The sequence below is a fragment of the Glutamicibacter sp. NPDC087583 genome (genome assembly GCF_044743685.1).
Classification (GTDB): domain Bacteria; phylum Actinomycetota; class Actinomycetes; order Actinomycetales; family Micrococcaceae; genus Glutamicibacter.
In genome coordinates this window covers 184,543-197,964 of record NZ_JBIUWY010000001.1, presented here as the reverse complement: position 1 = coordinate 197,964, position 13,422 = coordinate 184,543, and the positions used below count along the sequence as shown (strand labels likewise).

Annotated in this window: 16 protein-coding genes; 4 read left to right on the top strand and 12 right to left on the bottom strand. The window is 59.5% G+C overall.

All coding sequences use genetic code 11. From position 1 onward, the window contains the following. Position 1 precedes the first annotated feature (1 nt). Positions 2-595: a TlpA disulfide reductase family protein gene (locus ACIOU9_RS00935; protein ID WP_332485937.1), complete on the bottom strand. Its 594-nt coding sequence runs from the start codon at positions 593-595 to the stop codon at positions 2-4. Between the two features lie 36 nt (positions 596-631). Further along, on the bottom strand, positions 632-1,294 hold the full coding sequence (locus ACIOU9_RS00930) for a histidine phosphatase family protein (protein WP_105656953.1): 663 nt from the start codon (positions 1,292-1,294) through the stop codon (positions 632-634). Positions 1,295-1,468: 174 nt separating this feature from the next. Between ACIOU9_RS00930 and ACIOU9_RS00925 the strand changes: the two genes are divergently transcribed. Next, positions 1,469-2,245, top strand: coding sequence for a DUF3824 domain-containing protein (locus ACIOU9_RS00925; RefSeq protein ID WP_105656954.1), 777 nt, complete (start codon positions 1,469-1,471; stop codon positions 2,243-2,245). Between the two features lie 106 nt (positions 2,246-2,351). On the opposite strand, the gene ACIOU9_RS00920 is transcribed toward ACIOU9_RS00925, so the two are convergent. Continuing rightward, on the bottom strand, positions 2,352-3,026 hold the full coding sequence (locus ACIOU9_RS00920; protein WP_286134124.1) for a redox-sensing transcriptional repressor Rex: 675 nt from the start codon (positions 3,024-3,026) through the stop codon (positions 2,352-2,354). A 27-nt stretch (positions 3,027-3,053) separates the two neighbouring features. Next, the gene (locus ACIOU9_RS00915) at positions 3,054-3,299 is read right to left on the bottom strand and encodes a glutaredoxin family protein (protein WP_332485935.1); all 246 of its coding nucleotides are present in this window, start codon (positions 3,297-3,299) and stop codon (positions 3,054-3,056) included. A gap of 62 nt (positions 3,300-3,361) precedes the next feature. Between ACIOU9_RS00915 and ACIOU9_RS00910 the strand changes: the two genes are divergently transcribed. Beyond that, entirely contained in the window at positions 3,362-4,168 is an 807-nt protein-coding gene (locus tag ACIOU9_RS00910; RefSeq protein WP_105656956.1) for an HAD family phosphatase, read from the top strand. A gap of 102 nt (positions 4,169-4,270) precedes the next feature. Here ACIOU9_RS00910 and ACIOU9_RS00905 read toward each other — a convergent pair whose 3' ends face one another. The 5 genes from ACIOU9_RS00905 to ACIOU9_RS00885 form a co-directional block, all read right to left on the bottom strand. After that, complete coding sequence (locus ACIOU9_RS00905) at positions 4,271-4,369, bottom strand: 30S ribosomal protein bS22 (protein WP_005504750.1); 99 nt, start codon at positions 4,367-4,369, stop codon at positions 4,271-4,273. Positions 4,370-4,508: 139 nt separating this feature from the next. Further along, the gene (locus ACIOU9_RS00900) at positions 4,509-4,733 is read right to left on the bottom strand and encodes a helix-turn-helix domain-containing protein (RefSeq protein ID WP_013349804.1); all 225 of its coding nucleotides are present in this window, start codon (positions 4,731-4,733) and stop codon (positions 4,509-4,511) included. 256 nt (positions 4,734-4,989) lie between these two features. After that, on the bottom strand, positions 4,990-6,333 hold the full coding sequence (gdhA, locus tag ACIOU9_RS00895) for an NADP-specific glutamate dehydrogenase (protein WP_105656957.1): 1,344 nt from the start codon (positions 6,331-6,333) through the stop codon (positions 4,990-4,992). Between the two features lie 190 nt (positions 6,334-6,523). Then, the gene (locus ACIOU9_RS00890) at positions 6,524-6,967 is read right to left on the bottom strand and encodes a metalloregulator ArsR/SmtB family transcription factor (RefSeq protein WP_353615988.1); all 444 of its coding nucleotides are present in this window, start codon (positions 6,965-6,967) and stop codon (positions 6,524-6,526) included. Positions 6,968-7,062: 95 nt separating this feature from the next. Next, positions 7,063-8,232, bottom strand: coding sequence for an acetoin utilization protein AcuC (locus ACIOU9_RS00885; RefSeq protein WP_402696312.1), 1,170 nt, complete (start codon positions 8,230-8,232; stop codon positions 7,063-7,065). Between the two features lie 205 nt (positions 8,233-8,437). Between ACIOU9_RS00885 and ACIOU9_RS00880 the strand changes: the two genes are divergently transcribed. Together ACIOU9_RS00880 and ACIOU9_RS00875 are read left to right on the top strand one after the other, a co-directional pair. Continuing rightward, the gene (locus ACIOU9_RS00880) at positions 8,438-9,871 is read left to right on the top strand and encodes a TrkH family potassium uptake protein (protein WP_402695849.1); all 1,434 of its coding nucleotides are present in this window, start codon (positions 8,438-8,440) and stop codon (positions 9,869-9,871) included. 25 nt (positions 9,872-9,896) lie between these two features. After that, complete coding sequence (locus tag ACIOU9_RS00875) at positions 9,897-10,535, top strand: TrkA family potassium uptake protein (protein ID WP_105657082.1); 639 nt, start codon at positions 9,897-9,899, stop codon at positions 10,533-10,535. Positions 10,536-10,665: 130 nt separating this feature from the next. Here the strand turns inward: ACIOU9_RS00875 and proC are convergent, their stop codons facing one another. Genes proC through ACIOU9_RS00860 form a run of 3 tightly spaced genes read right to left on the bottom strand, consistent with a single transcriptional unit; the run spans position 10,666 to position 13,411 of the window. Further along, the gene (gene proC, locus ACIOU9_RS00870) at positions 10,666-11,508 is read right to left on the bottom strand and encodes a pyrroline-5-carboxylate reductase (RefSeq protein WP_105656959.1); all 843 of its coding nucleotides are present in this window, start codon (positions 11,506-11,508) and stop codon (positions 10,666-10,668) included. 4 nt (positions 11,509-11,512) lie between these two features. Beyond that, positions 11,513-12,337 carry a sugar phosphate isomerase/epimerase gene (locus tag ACIOU9_RS00865; protein WP_332485932.1) on the bottom strand — a complete coding sequence of 275 codons (825 nt, stop codon included), beginning with the start codon at positions 12,335-12,337 and terminating at the stop codon, positions 11,513-11,515. A 54-nt stretch (positions 12,338-12,391) separates the two neighbouring features. Beyond that, complete coding sequence (locus ACIOU9_RS00860) at positions 12,392-13,411, bottom strand: Ppx/GppA family phosphatase (RefSeq protein WP_402695847.1); 1,020 nt, start codon at positions 13,409-13,411, stop codon at positions 12,392-12,394. Positions 13,412-13,422: the final 11 nt, after the last annotated feature.

Here is a 13,422-nt window from a genome sequence, read left to right as displayed (position 1 = left end):
CTCACAACTCTTCGGTCAGAGCGGAGTCGATCAATGACTTCAGGGTGCCAGGCTCTACGGCACCGATCACGCGGGCACGGACACGGCCCTGGCGGTCCAGCACCAAGGTGGATGGAACCGCTTGCAACGGGACGTACTTGGTCATCGCCAGCTGGATGTCCCCGGAGGTATCCTGTACCGACTCATAGGGAATCTCGAAAGTGCGCTCGAAGGCCTTCGCCGCTTCGGCTTCATCGCGTACGTTGACGCCAATGAATTCGACTTTCTCGCCGAAGCCTTCAGCGATTTCCTTCAGATCCGGTGCCTCGATGCGGCACGGAGCGCAGGCGGCATACCAGAAGTTCATGACTACGGGCTTGCCCTGCCACTGCGTGAAGTCGATATCGGTGCCATGGTAGGTGGTGGCCTTGAGGGCAACCGGTTCGCTGCGCTTGGAAACTTCGTACTCTTCCACGGCGCCGTCGCCAGCGATGTAGTTCTTGCCGTCGCCGCTGTTTGCTTGCGCGGTCAGCGCATCTTCCTTGCCGCTGCAGGCAGCCAAGGGCACCACGGCGGCGGCAACCATGAGCGAACGCAACATGGTGCGGCGGCTCAAGTGGCGAGGATTAGGCACAGGATCTGTCATTTTGCTTTAGGCTCCAGGGATATTCGCCGCGCCGGCAAGCAGCTCGGGGCACGGTTCGGTGTAACGCACGGAGACCAATTCGTCTCCCTCAAAATCAAAGCTGGTGATGGAAGCCAGGGTGCACTCGCGCTGGCGCGGATCGTGCCACAGCGGCTTCTTCTCGGCGGCGCGGCGCGTAACCCAGATCGGCAGCTGGTGGCTGACGATAATGACTTCCGCTCCTTCGCCGTGCTCGGCGAGGGCGGCCTTGCGGTGCTCATCCATGGCCAGGCGCATGCGAGCAACCTGCTGGGCATATGGTTCGCCCCATGAAGGCTTCAGCGGGTTGACCAGCAGCGGCCAGTACTTCGGCTGACGCAGGTGCTCCGCAACCTTGGACAGCCCTTCCAGCTTGTTGCCGGCTTCGATAACCCGCTCGTCGGTGTGGACCTGCAGATCCAGAGCATTGGAGGTCGGCGCGGCTGTCTGCTGGGCTCGCAGGAGCGGTGAGGCCACCAGACGCACCACGTTGCCGCCTTCTGCTTGGCGCTTGGCAAAATATTCTCCTGCCCCATCGGCCATCTGGAATCCGAGTTCCGAGAGCCCGAAGCCGGGGATCCTGCCGTAGAGCATACGGTCAGGGTTGAAAACTTCCCCGTGGCGCAACAAATGGACGGTCGATAAAGGCATGCCTCCAGTGTCTCAAATATTCGGTGCAAATTAGCCATATTGTGGCCACCGTCAACTATTCACAGGACACGCATTGGAATCCCATATGGAAAAACCATCCTTTCGGAGGGGTTGCTCACAATCGACTGCCACTACGCTTAGTCAATAAGACAGTTCGACCCAGAAGGACGCATCATGAGCGACAACGATCCTAACCAGCCGGGCCAGCCCTACAACCCGGGCCCTTCCGGCCAGGGTTCATCGCAGAACCCGTACGGCGAAAACCCCTACGGCCAGCAGCCCTCGCCGTATGGCCAGAACCCGTACGGCCAGAATCCGAATCCTTACGGGCAACCGCAGGCACCGGGCTACGACCAGTATGCCCAGCAGGGCGGTTACGCCGGCGTGCAGCCGCCGACCGAGCGGCCACGGACCTTGGCTATCGCCTTTGGCTTGATCATGCTCGCGGGCATCTTCAGTGCCCTCGCCAGCTGGCTGATGACCAACTCCAACATGATGGCCAACATGATTGGCCAGCAGTGGTCGCTGGTGCAAGAAGAGTTCCAGAACCAGATGCAGAGCACCCCGGGCATGGAGCAGGATCCACTGGTTGAACAGATGATGGCAAGCCCTGAGGCCTTCATGGCCCAGGTCAATTCCATGATGTCGACCTTCGTGATTATCTCCATGATCATCACCTTGGCCCTGTATTTCCTGGTGGGCTTCTTCGTTGGCCGCGGCGTGGGCGCCATGCGAATTATCGCCACGATCCTCGGTGCGCTTTCACTGCTGAATCTGGTGACTATCGTTCCAATGATCAGCATGTTCGCTGACACTCAAGCCGGAATTATCAACGCTGTCTACGTTGTGGGCATCTTGTTGGGCATTGCAGGCGTGGTCTTCGCCTGGTTGCGCCCTTCTTCGCAATACATTGCGCAGCGCCGCCAGGCTCGCCTGGCCGGCTTCCGCTAAACGCATGGCCGAGCCTCTTCGCGAGGCCCTGCAGGGACAATAAAGGCGTAGCCGCTCCATCCACCCAAGGGATGACGCGGCTACGCCTTTTCTCGTCTGCGCGGCTTCAGCCTTGAACGGCGAGGTATGCCAGGATCTGCAATTCAGTGGAAAGATCAACGCGCCGCAGGTTCATGCCCGCGGGTACGCGAAGCGGCATCGGTGCGAACGAGAGCACCGAGCGGACCGAAAGCGCGGCCAGTTCGTAGACCAGGTCCTGCGCAGCATCGCCCGGAATTGCCAGAACAGCGATGTTGATTTCTTCGCGTTCAACCACTGCGGCCAAGTCCGCGATCGCTTCCACGTGCAGCTCGCCGACCGGGCTGCCGACCAGTGCGGGGTCGATATCCAGGATCGCCTTGACGTTGAAGCCACGAGTCCTGAAGCCTGCATATCCGCTGAGCGCGCGCCCCAGGTTACCGGCGCCGAGGATGGCCACACGCCAGTCCTGGTTCAGGCCGAGGGTGCGGCTGATATGTTCTGCCAGTTCGCGGACCACGTAGCCCACCCCGCGGGTTCCGTAGGAACCCAACCAGGAAAGGTCTTTGCGCAGGATGGAGGGGTTCACTCCAGCTTCCTTGGCCAGCACCCCGGAACTGGTGCGTTCCAGGCCCTGGGCTTCCAAGGCGTTCAGCGCGCGCAAGTACTGGGTCAGTCGAGCCAGCGTGGCCTCAGGCAGGACCCGGGCTTCAAGCTCTGACATCTTCGTTCTCCCGCACTTTTCGGTGCTCTTGAAGAGCACAACGCATTTTCATTTATTCGGCAGCGGCTAGCTGCTCAGTAGTCGTTCCAGACGCTGTGCGTCGATGTGCCAGAAGTCGCGGACTTCTCCGTTGATCAGCAGAACCGGCACTTCCTCGTGGTGCTTGGCCAGCAATTCAGGGTGCTGGTCAATATCCAGTTCGGAAAACTCCATATTCAACCGGCCAGTCACCTCGGCCACGGTTGCGCGTGCGGCCTGGCACAGGTGGCAGCCTTCTCGAACCAACAGCTGGATCTGATTCAAAGTACTCACCTGCCTATAATCTCACGAGCCGTAACCGCCCTTAAACTTGGCAATGAAATAAACTGGATCAAATGTCTTCCATCGATCATCACCCCAGCCCGAATTCCGCCCTGGCTCCGGACACGGTCGCCGCTTTCTTCGATGTAGATAACACCCTTGTGCGCGGTGCATCGCTGTATCTGCTGGCCCGGAAACTGCATGAGCGCCGCTTCTTCCAATTCCGCGAAATCCTCTGGTTCGCGCTCAAGCAGTTGCGCTTCGCCGCGCGCGGTGAGCACCTAGGGGACATTCACCAGATTCGCGACCGTGCGTTGATGATGGTCCGAGGGATCCCGGTGTCCGAGATCGAGAAGATCGGCAACGAGATTTATGACGAATACATCGAACCCAAGCTTTGGACCGGTACGGTAGCCATTGCTCGCCAGCATCGGACGGTGGGCCGTGAAGTCTGGCTAGTCACTGCCACTCCCCTGGAAGTGGCGAATGTCATCTCGCAACGTCTCGAACTTACCGGTGCATTGGGCACCGTAGTGGCCAGCGAAGACGGTTTCTACACCGGAGCGCTGGCCAGCCCGATCCTGCACGCTGCGGAAAAAGCGCAAGCGGTGCGCACCCTGGCGAAGGCTCGCGGCATCTCGCTGTCGAAATCATGGGCATACTCGGATTCCTACAATGATGTTCCCTTGCTTGAAGCTGTGGGACATCCTGTGTGCATCAATCCCGATGCGCGGCTTCGCGCCTACGCCAAGCGCCGCGGCTGGCAGGTCTACGACTTCCGCACCGGCCAGCGAGCTGCCAAACTAGGCCTGAAGGCCGCTGGAGTGCTTGGTGCGCTCTGGGCGGCGCGACGGTCCATTCTGCGCCGTTCCGGCTCCTAGGCCGGCGCTGGGCGGCTTTGGATAAAGCAATCGCCACCGTTCAACAGTTTCACTGTGAAGCGGTGGCGATGATTGCCAAGCGGCAAATGCTCAGAAGTAGATTTACTTCTTATTACGACGCTGGTGGCGGGTCTTACGAAGCAATTTGCGGTGCTTCTTCTTCGACATACGCTTGCGGCGCTTCTTGATAACAGAGCCCATAGTGGTTCCTCACAAACTAAATAAATGCGTCAACCCCAAATGCCTGCTTGCGCGCGAGCCCAAGGACAAGGTTGACCGGACGTTAAACGTTCCTTAACAGATTACCCGCTTTTCGGTCATGCTCTGACCATCGCGCGGACTATCGACCGTAAGAACCGGTACCGTGCTGCGGATCAATGGCCGCGGCATTCAGATATGATTCCACGGCGTTTTCCGGAACGCGATAGGAGCGACCGAACTGAACAGCAGGCAAATCACCGGCGTGGATCAGCCGATAAACGGTCATTTTGGAAACGCGCATCATGTCGGCCACTTCGGCCACAGTCATGAAACGGGCTCCGGCAAAATTCTGTTTATCCGTCATGCGGGATATTCTCCTGACGCTGATCTCTTATTCGTCGCGTTAATTTAGCGAAGATGAACTTACACGACTTTGGATCAACATCGGCGGTTCAGGTTCACGTTCGCTTTGTACTAGTCTAATCGCACTTTTGTAACTTTTGCATCACGAAACACACACGTGACCATCTGAATCACATTTTTTGATGCCTGAACGAGACAATCCGCGTGATTTCACCGGGTCCCCAATGAATTCACGCGGATTGCAGCGCTGCAGATTATTAGATGACGCCCTGTGCGAGCATTGCGTCTGCGACCTTCACGAAGCCCGCGATGTTGGCGCCGGCGACGTAGTTCCCCGGCATGCCGTACTCGTCTGCAGTAGCAGCACAGCTGGTGTGGATGCCGACCATGATCTCAGTCAGGCGACGCTCGGTGTGCTCGAAGCTCCATGCATCGCGGCTGGCGTTCTGCTGCATCTCCAGAGCGGAGGTAGCAACACCACCAGCGTTGGCTGCCTTGCCCGGGCCGAAGAGCACCCCTGCATCCTGGAAGATCGAGGTCGCTTCAGCGGTAGTAGGCATGTTGGCGCCTTCGGCCACTGCGATGGTGCCAGCAGCAACCATCTTCTTTGCGGCCTCAGCGCCCAATTCGTTCTGGGTTGCGCAGGGCAGCGCCACGGTGCCTGCAACGTCCCAGACGCTGCCACCGGCAACGTACTTCACCTTCTTGGTGCCACGGCGTTCGGCATACTCGGAGATGCGGCCGCGCTCAACTTCCTTGATCTGACGCAGCAGATCCAGGTCGATGCCGCCCTCGTCAACGATGAAGCCGGCCGAGTCGGAAGCCGTAACGACCTTCGCTCCCAGTGCCTGCGCCTTCTCGATGGCGTGGATTGCCACGTTGCCCGAACCGGAAACGACCACACGCTGGCCATCGAAAGTCTGGCCGCGGGTCTTGAGCATTTCTTCAGTGAAGATCACTGCGCCGTAGCCGGTGGCTTCCGGGCGAACCAGGGAACCGCCCCAGCTCAAGCCCTTGCCCGTCAGCACACCGGACTCGTAGCGGTTGGTGATGCGCTTGTACTGGCCGAAGAGGTAACCGATTTCGCGGCCGCCAACGCCGATATCGCCGGCTGGCACGTCGGTGTATTCGCCAATGTGGCGGTAGAGCTCAGTCATGAAGGACTGGCAGAAGCGCATGACTTCGCCATCGGACTTGCCGCGCGGGTCGAAGTCCGAGCCGCCCTTGCCGCCGCCGATGGGCATGCCGGTCAGGGAGTTCTTGAAGATCTGTTCGAAGCCCAGGAACTTGACGATGCCAAGGTAAACCGATGGGTGGAAACGCAGACCGCCCTTGTATGGGCCCAGAGCCGAGTTGAATTCAACGCGGAAGCCGCGGTTGATCTGCACGCGGCCTTCGTCGTCAACCCATGGCACTCGGAAGATGATCTGGCGTTCAGGTTCGCACAAACGCTGCAGGATTGCGGCTTCGGCGTATTCAGGATGCTTGACCGATACAGCTTCAAGGCTGTCGAATACTTCCGTGACGGCCTGGTGGAATTCTGCTTCGCCGGGATTGCGGCGGAAGACTTCGTCGCGAATCGTCGCTAAGTGCTTATCCAAGTTTTTCTCCTCATCACTTGGGGCAGGCACAGGCGCACAAGGGGCCTCATTGCCGGCGTCACTGCCCCGCACACGAGAATGCCATGCTGGGCATTCTGAACAAAATTTTCATGTTATAAAACAGGATTGCGCGCGTAACTTAAAAGATTGACCATATTGCACGGTTGCAGCGCCGAAGACTGGACAAGAGCTAGCGCCGACGCCCGAACCGCGGAAGTTTCTCGAAAAACTCTTGCGCACGTCCAGTAACTTGTTCCAGGCCTTGGCCAACGCGCCGCCCGATCTGCTGAGCCGTTGGATTCGATACCGCTGCCAGCTGCCCCTCGGCTTCGGCCTGCGTGGTTGCCAGCTCCTGGCCCTCCGGTTGGGCAGGTACCAAATCGGCGCACCAGCGCACGAGATCTTCCAGCGCTGAGGTATCAATGCTGTAGATGCGCCGCTGCCCGGCAGCGGCCATGCTCACGAGTTCAGCTTCGCGCAGCACCTTCAAGTGCTTGGAAACAGTCGGCTGCGAGATCTCCAGTTCAGTGACCAGAGTGCCCACTGCTTTCGGCTCGTTCTTGAGCGCTTCTATTATCTTTCGTCGGGTTGGTTCAGCCAACGCCGAAAACACTTCATCAATTGCCACACACATAACCCTAACGGCATATGAACGGTTGGCAATCGATTTCCATGCCTAAAATGCTGTGAGGTCTCGCCTCTGTCTCCGTTGGCCGCAGCCATGCGAGGCTAGTCGAACCATGGATCGAGCCCGAAAAGCGGGAATATCTCCTTGCGTGTAGCAATGATGGTTCGGTCTACCGGATCGGCCGGATCATAGCCGACTTCCCAATTGCGCCACCACAGCTGGGCGTCATCGCCCATGAGGTAAGGCATGGCACGGCCGTACCTTTCCAGAACGTAGCGGCGGAAGGTATCGGGAACATAGGTACGCAACGGCACCGGCTTGCCGGCAACAATCGCCGTCAGATGGGTCCAGGTACGCGGCACGACGGCGGTGACGTTGTATCCCCCGCCTCCGGTAGCCAGCCACCGGCCTTCGCACAGCTCATCTGCCAACTGGGATATGTCCAGGGCCGCCTGGCGTTGCGCATCAACAGACAGCTTCAAGTTGGTCATGTCATCATCACGGTGCGCATCGCAACCGTGCTGGGAGACGATGATTTCGGGCTTGAAGGCGCGTACCAGCTGCGGAACGATCGCATGGAAGGCACGCATCCACCCGGAGTCCCCGGTCATTGCCGGCAGAGCAACATTTACTGCGCTGCCTTCGGCGTTCTTGCCGCCAATTTCATTGGCGAATCCCGTACCGGGGAACAGTGACAGCCCGGATTCATGGATGGAAATGGTCAGCACGCGTTCGTCATCCCAGAAGATCGACTCGGTGCCATCCCCGTGATGCGCGTCCACATCGATGTAGACCACGCGTTGGGCACCCTGTTCCAGCATGCGATGGATCGCGGCAGCAGCGTCATTGTAGATGCAGAAACCGCTGGCCTTGCTTTTCGCGGCGTGGTGCATGCCGCCGGCGAAGTTCACCGCACGGACCACCTCTTGGTCCATGATGGCTTGGGCCGCTGCTACCGAACCGCCAACAATGCGCCCGGCGGCTTCATGCATCCCGGCGAATACCGGGTCGTCTTCGGTGCCCAAGCCGAATTCTTCGGCAACGAGTGTTGGATCCTGGCTCACCCGCCGCACCTGATCGATATAGCTCTGGTCATGGACGGAGCCGATGACCGCATCGTCGGCAATATCCGGAGCCTGTATCGTGACGTTCGGCGCATCGAAGATATCCAGCTCATCGCTGAGTCGATAGGTCAGTTCTAGCCGTGAAGGGTGCATGGGATGCCAGTCGCTGAATTTGTACTTCAGATACTCTTCATCCCACATCACCATGGTGGGCCGTGGGGCATGCTGCGGATCTAACACGATTTCAGGCTACCCGATAGTGACCCAACTCATGAATTCATGGCAGTTTGCGCGGCTTGTCGGGTCTTTAGCCGGGCAACACAAGCGTTTAGCGGTGGAAACGCGTAAATTACTAGAAGGACTTCAAATCCTCATGGCAAAGAACTGTTCCCCAGGAAACGGCGAGTAATAAATGAGCACAGCCAGTGCATCGGGCCCCAGCGCCCGGGCAGCTGAAATGCGCGAACAGCGACGCAAGAAATGGCTGACCGTTCGCATCGCAGTTGCGGACTTCACCGTGCGCTCCCCCGCGCGCTTGACTCTTGGCGCCTTCTTGCTGGCTATCACGTTGTTCACCTCCCTGCTCGCGGCGCCGTTTTCCTCGGCCACAGGGGAAGCCACCGCGCTGCATGACGCATTATTCACCGCTGTGTCGGCAGTTTGCGTTACTGGCCTAACGACCGTCTCCACCGCTGTGCACTGGTCATTCACCGGTCAGCTGATCATGCTGGTCGCAACGTTCATGGGCGGCCTGGGCATTTTGACCCTGGCCTCCATCATGTCCCTGGCGGTATCCCGCAAGCTGGGCGTGCGAGCCAAGCTGATGGCGCAGAATTCGATGAACAGTTCTGGAGCCTCAGCGCTGGGTGAAGTAAGCTCATTGCTGCGCATCGTGATCCTCACAGCGATCAGCCTGCAGGCGGTCATCGCGCTCTTTCTGATCCCGCGCTTCTACATTCTGGGTGAAAGCGTCCTGTCCGCCATCTGGCATGGAATCTTCTATGCCGTCTCGGCTTTCAACAATGCAGGCTTCACCCCGCACTCCGACGGATTGGTTCCCTACGAAACCGACCTGTGGATCCTGGGCCCATTGATGGCCGGCGTGTTCACCGGTTCCTTGGGTTTCCCGGTGATCATGGTGCTGCTGGCGCACAAGTTCAATATGAAGAAGTGGAACCTGCACACCAAGCTGACCATGCTCACCACCACCATCCTGCTCTTTGCCGGATCCTTCCTGTGGCTGATTTTCGAATGGGCCAATCCCAAGACCATCGGTGGCTTATCCATCAGCGACAAGCTCATTCATGGCTTCTTCGCCTCCACCATGACCCGTTCTGGCGGCTTCAACCTGGTGGATCAGAACGACATCCACCAGGTGACCATCTTGTTGACCGACGCATTGATGTTCGCCGGTGGCGGTTCAGCTTCTACTGCTGGCGGCATCAAGGTCACCACCATTGCCGTGATGTTCTTGGCGATCTTGGCCGAGGTCCGTGGCGATACTGACGCGAAGGCCTTTGGCCGGCAGATTCCGCAAGGCACCATGCGCGTGGCCATCTCCGTGGTCGCCATGGGTGCTTCGCTGGTGATGGTCGCTACCGGCGCACTCGTGACCATCGACGAATCGGTGGGCTTCTCGCGAGCCCTGTTCGAGTCGATCTCGGCCTTTGCTACCGTGGGCCTGAGTAGCGGGGTTTCGCAAGAAGTGCCTCCGGCCGGCAAGTATGTGCTCAGCGCGTTGATGTTTGCCGGACGCATCGGCAGTATTACGCTCGCCAGCGCGTTGACCATGCGCCACCGCAATACGCTGTTCAGACTCCCAGAAGAAAGGCCACTCATTGGCTGACAAGAACATAGACCACAATGCCCCGGTGCTGGTTATCGGCCTGGGCCGCTTCGGTGCATCTGTCGCTGAAACGCTGGTCAAGCAGGGGCGCGAAGTGCTGGCCATTGAGCGCAGCCCGGAGCTCGTTCAGCAGTGGGCCAGCACCTTGACCCACGTGGTCGCGGCCGACGCGACCAATATTGACGCCCTGCGCCAGCTCGGCGCCCAGGAATTCTCCTCTGCCGTCGTGGGCGTGGGTACCTCCATCGAATCATCCGTGCTGATCACCGTGAACCTGGTGGATCTGGGCATTGAGCATCTGTGGGTCAAGGCCATTACGCCCTCCCATGGCAAGATTCTTACCCGCATTGGTGCCAACCACGTCATCTACCCGGAAGCCGATGCCGGTGTGCGTGCCGCGCACCTGGTCGGTGGCCGCATGCTCGACTTCATCGAATTCGATGACGGCTTCGCCATCGTGAAGATGTACCCTCCGAAGGAGACCCAGGGCTTCACCTTGGCCCAGTCCCAAGTCCGCTCCAAGTACGGGGTGACGATCGTTGGTGTGAAGTCCCCGGGCGAGGATTTCACCTACGCCATGCCGGATACCATGGTGACTCGCCGAGATGTCCTGATCGTCTCGGGGCACGTGGACCTGCTCGAGCGTTTCGCAGCACGCCCGTAGGGCACGAGGATCGTGAATACGGCGGTGGGGGGGGGCCCCCCCCGGGGGGGGCCCCCCCCCCCCCCGGGGGGGGGGGGGGGGGCCCCCCCCGGGGGGGGCCCCCCCCCACCGCCGTATTGAATGCTCGTTCCTAGCCGAGCTCTTCACTCAGCTGCGCTGCACGGGCGGCTGCCGCTTGCGTGCCCGCAGCAATAATCTTTGGAATTCCCTGCTCATCGAAGGTGGCGATAGCCTGCTCGGTGGTGCCCTTCGGGCTGGTTACCGCCTTGCGCAGGGTCGCGGGATCCGCGTCAGGGTTCGAGAGCATCTTGCCGGCACCGGCCACAGTGGCACGTGCCAGCGCGATTGAAAGCTTTTCATCCAAGCCCATGGCCACACCGGCATTGGCCATGGCCTCAGCCAGGTAGAAAGCATAGGCCGGACCGGACCCGGAAATTGCCGAGAGCGCATTTTGCTGCTCTTCGTCGATGACGTGCACGTCGCCGGATCCGGAGAGCAGATCGGTGACCAACTTGGTCTGCTCGTCGCTCACGCTTGCCGCCGGGCTGATTCCCACCACGCCGGCACCGACCATCAAAGGGGTGTTCGGCATGGAACGGATGACCGGCTGGCCAGCTGGCAGATGAGACTGCATGCTGCTCAGGGTGATAGCGGCGGCTACGGAAACAACGACCTTCTGCGCGTCCAGCGATCCGGAAATCTCCTCGCACAGTTCGGTGATGCCTACCGGCTTCACGCCCAGGAAGATAATGTCTGCGCTGGCGGCAGCCCGGCGGTTGGCTTCGGGATCTTCCTCGCTGACCAAGACGTTGATGCCCAATTCGCGCAGTTCCGCTACGCGGTTATCGCTTCGCACGGTAGCGGTGATGAGCTGCGGGTCATGGCCCGAGGCGATAATGCCACGCAGGATGGCGCCGTTCATGGAGCCGGCGCCGAGGAAGGACAGGGACAGATTCTTTGTTGCTTCACTCATATGGCTATTGTGTCATTGGCTTGGGGTCGCTGCCGACTGTTAAGTGCTGGCGGGCAAATTCTAGGGTCTTTCCCAGCCATTCTTCTTTTTGCCCGGTGTTCCGAGCTTTGCGTGTGGAGACCTCGACCGCTACGGTTCCGCTCCAATTGGCATCACGCAGATATTGCAGCGTTTCGGCCACCGGTTGGGTGCCCAGGCCTGGCACAAGGTGCTCGTCTTTGCCGTTATCCAAACCATCGCACAGATGAACGTGCGCCAGTCGCTGGCCCAGGTCCTCGACGGCTTGGCGCGAATCCATATTGGCAATCGCCGCATGGGAGAAATCCCAGGTCACATGCTGGTAGTGCTGCGGGACTGGGTTCCAGTGCGGAAGGTACATTTTCGCTTCACGGCCCCGGGCACGCCATGGGTACATGTTTTCCACGGCGATTTTCATCCCCGTGGTCTCAACCAATCGCTGCACGCCTTCGGCGAATTCTTCGGCGTAGGAGCCCTGCCACCTGAATGGCGGATGGGCGACAACCACATTTGCGCCGACCGCTTGGGCCAGGATGACCGAACGTTCGATCTTGGCCCAAGCAGAGCCCCACACCTGCTGGGTGAGCAGCAGTGTCGGTGCGTGGATGGCCATGATCGGCAGTTGGTACTTGTCCATCAAGGCTTTGAGCGCGGTCGCAGATTGGCTGGCTGCGTTGCCGGTAATCAGCACTTCCAGCCCGTCGTATCCCACGTCCTTGGCCATCGCGAAGGCGTCATGGACGGTCAGCGGATAAACTGACGCGCTAGAGAGGGTGACTGGCACCTTCATTGTGCTCTTCTGGTCTTCCATGCTCTTGCCTCCTGTTACCGTGTCCACTGTGCGGGCACCGCTTAGCCAAGAAGGTTAGCTGCTGGGTTTGGCGAGAAATTTGTACTTCTCGTTATCCAGAGCTACTTCCCCAACTCCAACGCTACTACTGAGCGGTGTCGCAGAGTCAAACATCACGTGATCAAAACGTCGCAGCATCAAGCCTTCACGAATCGCCCAAGGGCAAATCCGCACAGATTTCAGTTTCAAGGCATTCATCGCTTCGTGAGCGACAATCGCCCCGGCAAGCAGTTGCGGGGCGCGAATCTCCGAGACACCGGGCAATTCTGCCCGTTCAGCCCAGCTCATCGCGGTCAATCGGTTGGTCCACAATTTCAATGCGTCACGATTGAGCACGCGCTTAACATAGGGGCCTTCCGTGCTCGGCGCGGCTCCGGTGATGCGAGCCAGCGAGCGGAAAGTCTTGGAAGTAGCGGTGGCCAAGGTGGGCTTGCCATACTGGCGCAGCTCGGTAGTCGGGTCCGTGAGAACGTCACGCACGTACGTACGCAGTTCCTTGACTTCCTTGATGGACGGCAGGTCGTTAGGAAGCCATTCGCGGGTCAGCCGGCCGGCACCCAGGGGCACGGAGAAGGCTGTTTGCGGGAACTCGTCAACGCCCAAGGCCAGCTCCAGCGAGCCTCCGCCCATATCCAGGTTCAGGATGGATTCCGAAGACCAGCCAAACCAACGGCGTACGGAGTAGAAGGTCATGCCGGCTTCTTCTTCGCCGGTCAGTTCCATCAAGCTCACGCCTGTCTCGACTTCGACGCGTTCCAGGACGGCAGCACCGTTGGAGGATTCGCGAATCGCTGAAGTGCAGAAAGCCATGAAGTCCTCAACCTGGTGGTTATCGGCGAACTTGGCGGCTTCCTTGATGAAGGAGATCAGCTCGCGCTGGCCCTCTTCAGTTATGGCGCCATACTCATTGAGGTAGCGCACCAAGGACAAGGGTCGCTTGTGCGAGGCATAGGGAACCGGGCGGGCTCCCGGATATGCATCGACGAGCAACAGGTGAACGGTATTCGAACCGATATCCAATACACCGAGTCTCATGGTGCGCTCCT

What these genes read in the sequence shown, in the direction of transcription:
- ACIOU9_RS00930 (WP_105656953.1), bottom strand. Translation starts at nt 1,294, where the DNA reads ATGCCTTTATCGACCGTCCATTTGTTGCGCCACGGGGAAGTTTTCAAC.
- ACIOU9_RS00925 (WP_105656954.1), top strand. Translation starts at nt 1,469, where the DNA reads ATGAGCGACAACGATCCTAACCAGCCGGGCCAGCCCTACAACCCGGGC.
- ACIOU9_RS00910 (WP_105656956.1), top strand. Translation starts at nt 3,362, where the DNA reads ATGTCTTCCATCGATCATCACCCCAGCCCGAATTCCGCCCTGGCTCCG.
- ACIOU9_RS00905 (WP_005504750.1), bottom strand. Translation starts at nt 4,369, where the DNA reads ATGGGCTCTGTTATCAAGAAGCGCCGCAAGCGTATGTCGAAGAAGAAG.
- ACIOU9_RS00900 (WP_013349804.1), bottom strand. Translation starts at nt 4,733, where the DNA reads ATGACGGATAAACAGAATTTTGCCGGAGCCCGTTTCATGACTGTGGCC.
- ACIOU9_RS00890 (WP_353615988.1), bottom strand. Translation starts at nt 6,967, where the DNA reads ATGTGTGTGGCAATTGATGAAGTGTTTTCGGCGTTGGCTGAACCAACC.
- ACIOU9_RS00885 (WP_402696312.1), bottom strand. Translation starts at nt 8,232, where the DNA reads ATGGTGATGTGGGATGAAGAGTATCTGAAGTACAAATTCAGCGACTGG.
- ACIOU9_RS00880 (WP_402695849.1), top strand. Translation starts at nt 8,438, where the DNA reads ATGAGCACAGCCAGTGCATCGGGCCCCAGCGCCCGGGCAGCTGAAATG.
- proC (WP_105656959.1), bottom strand. Translation starts at nt 11,508, where the DNA reads ATGAGTGAAGCAACAAAGAATCTGTCCCTGTCCTTCCTCGGCGCCGGC.
- ACIOU9_RS00865 (WP_332485932.1), bottom strand. Translation starts at nt 12,337, where the DNA reads ATGGAAGACCAGAAGAGCACAATGAAGGTGCCAGTCACCCTCTCTAGC.
- ACIOU9_RS00860 (WP_402695847.1), bottom strand. Translation starts at nt 13,411, where the DNA reads ATGAGACTCGGTGTATTGGATATCGGTTCGAATACCGTTCACCTGTTG.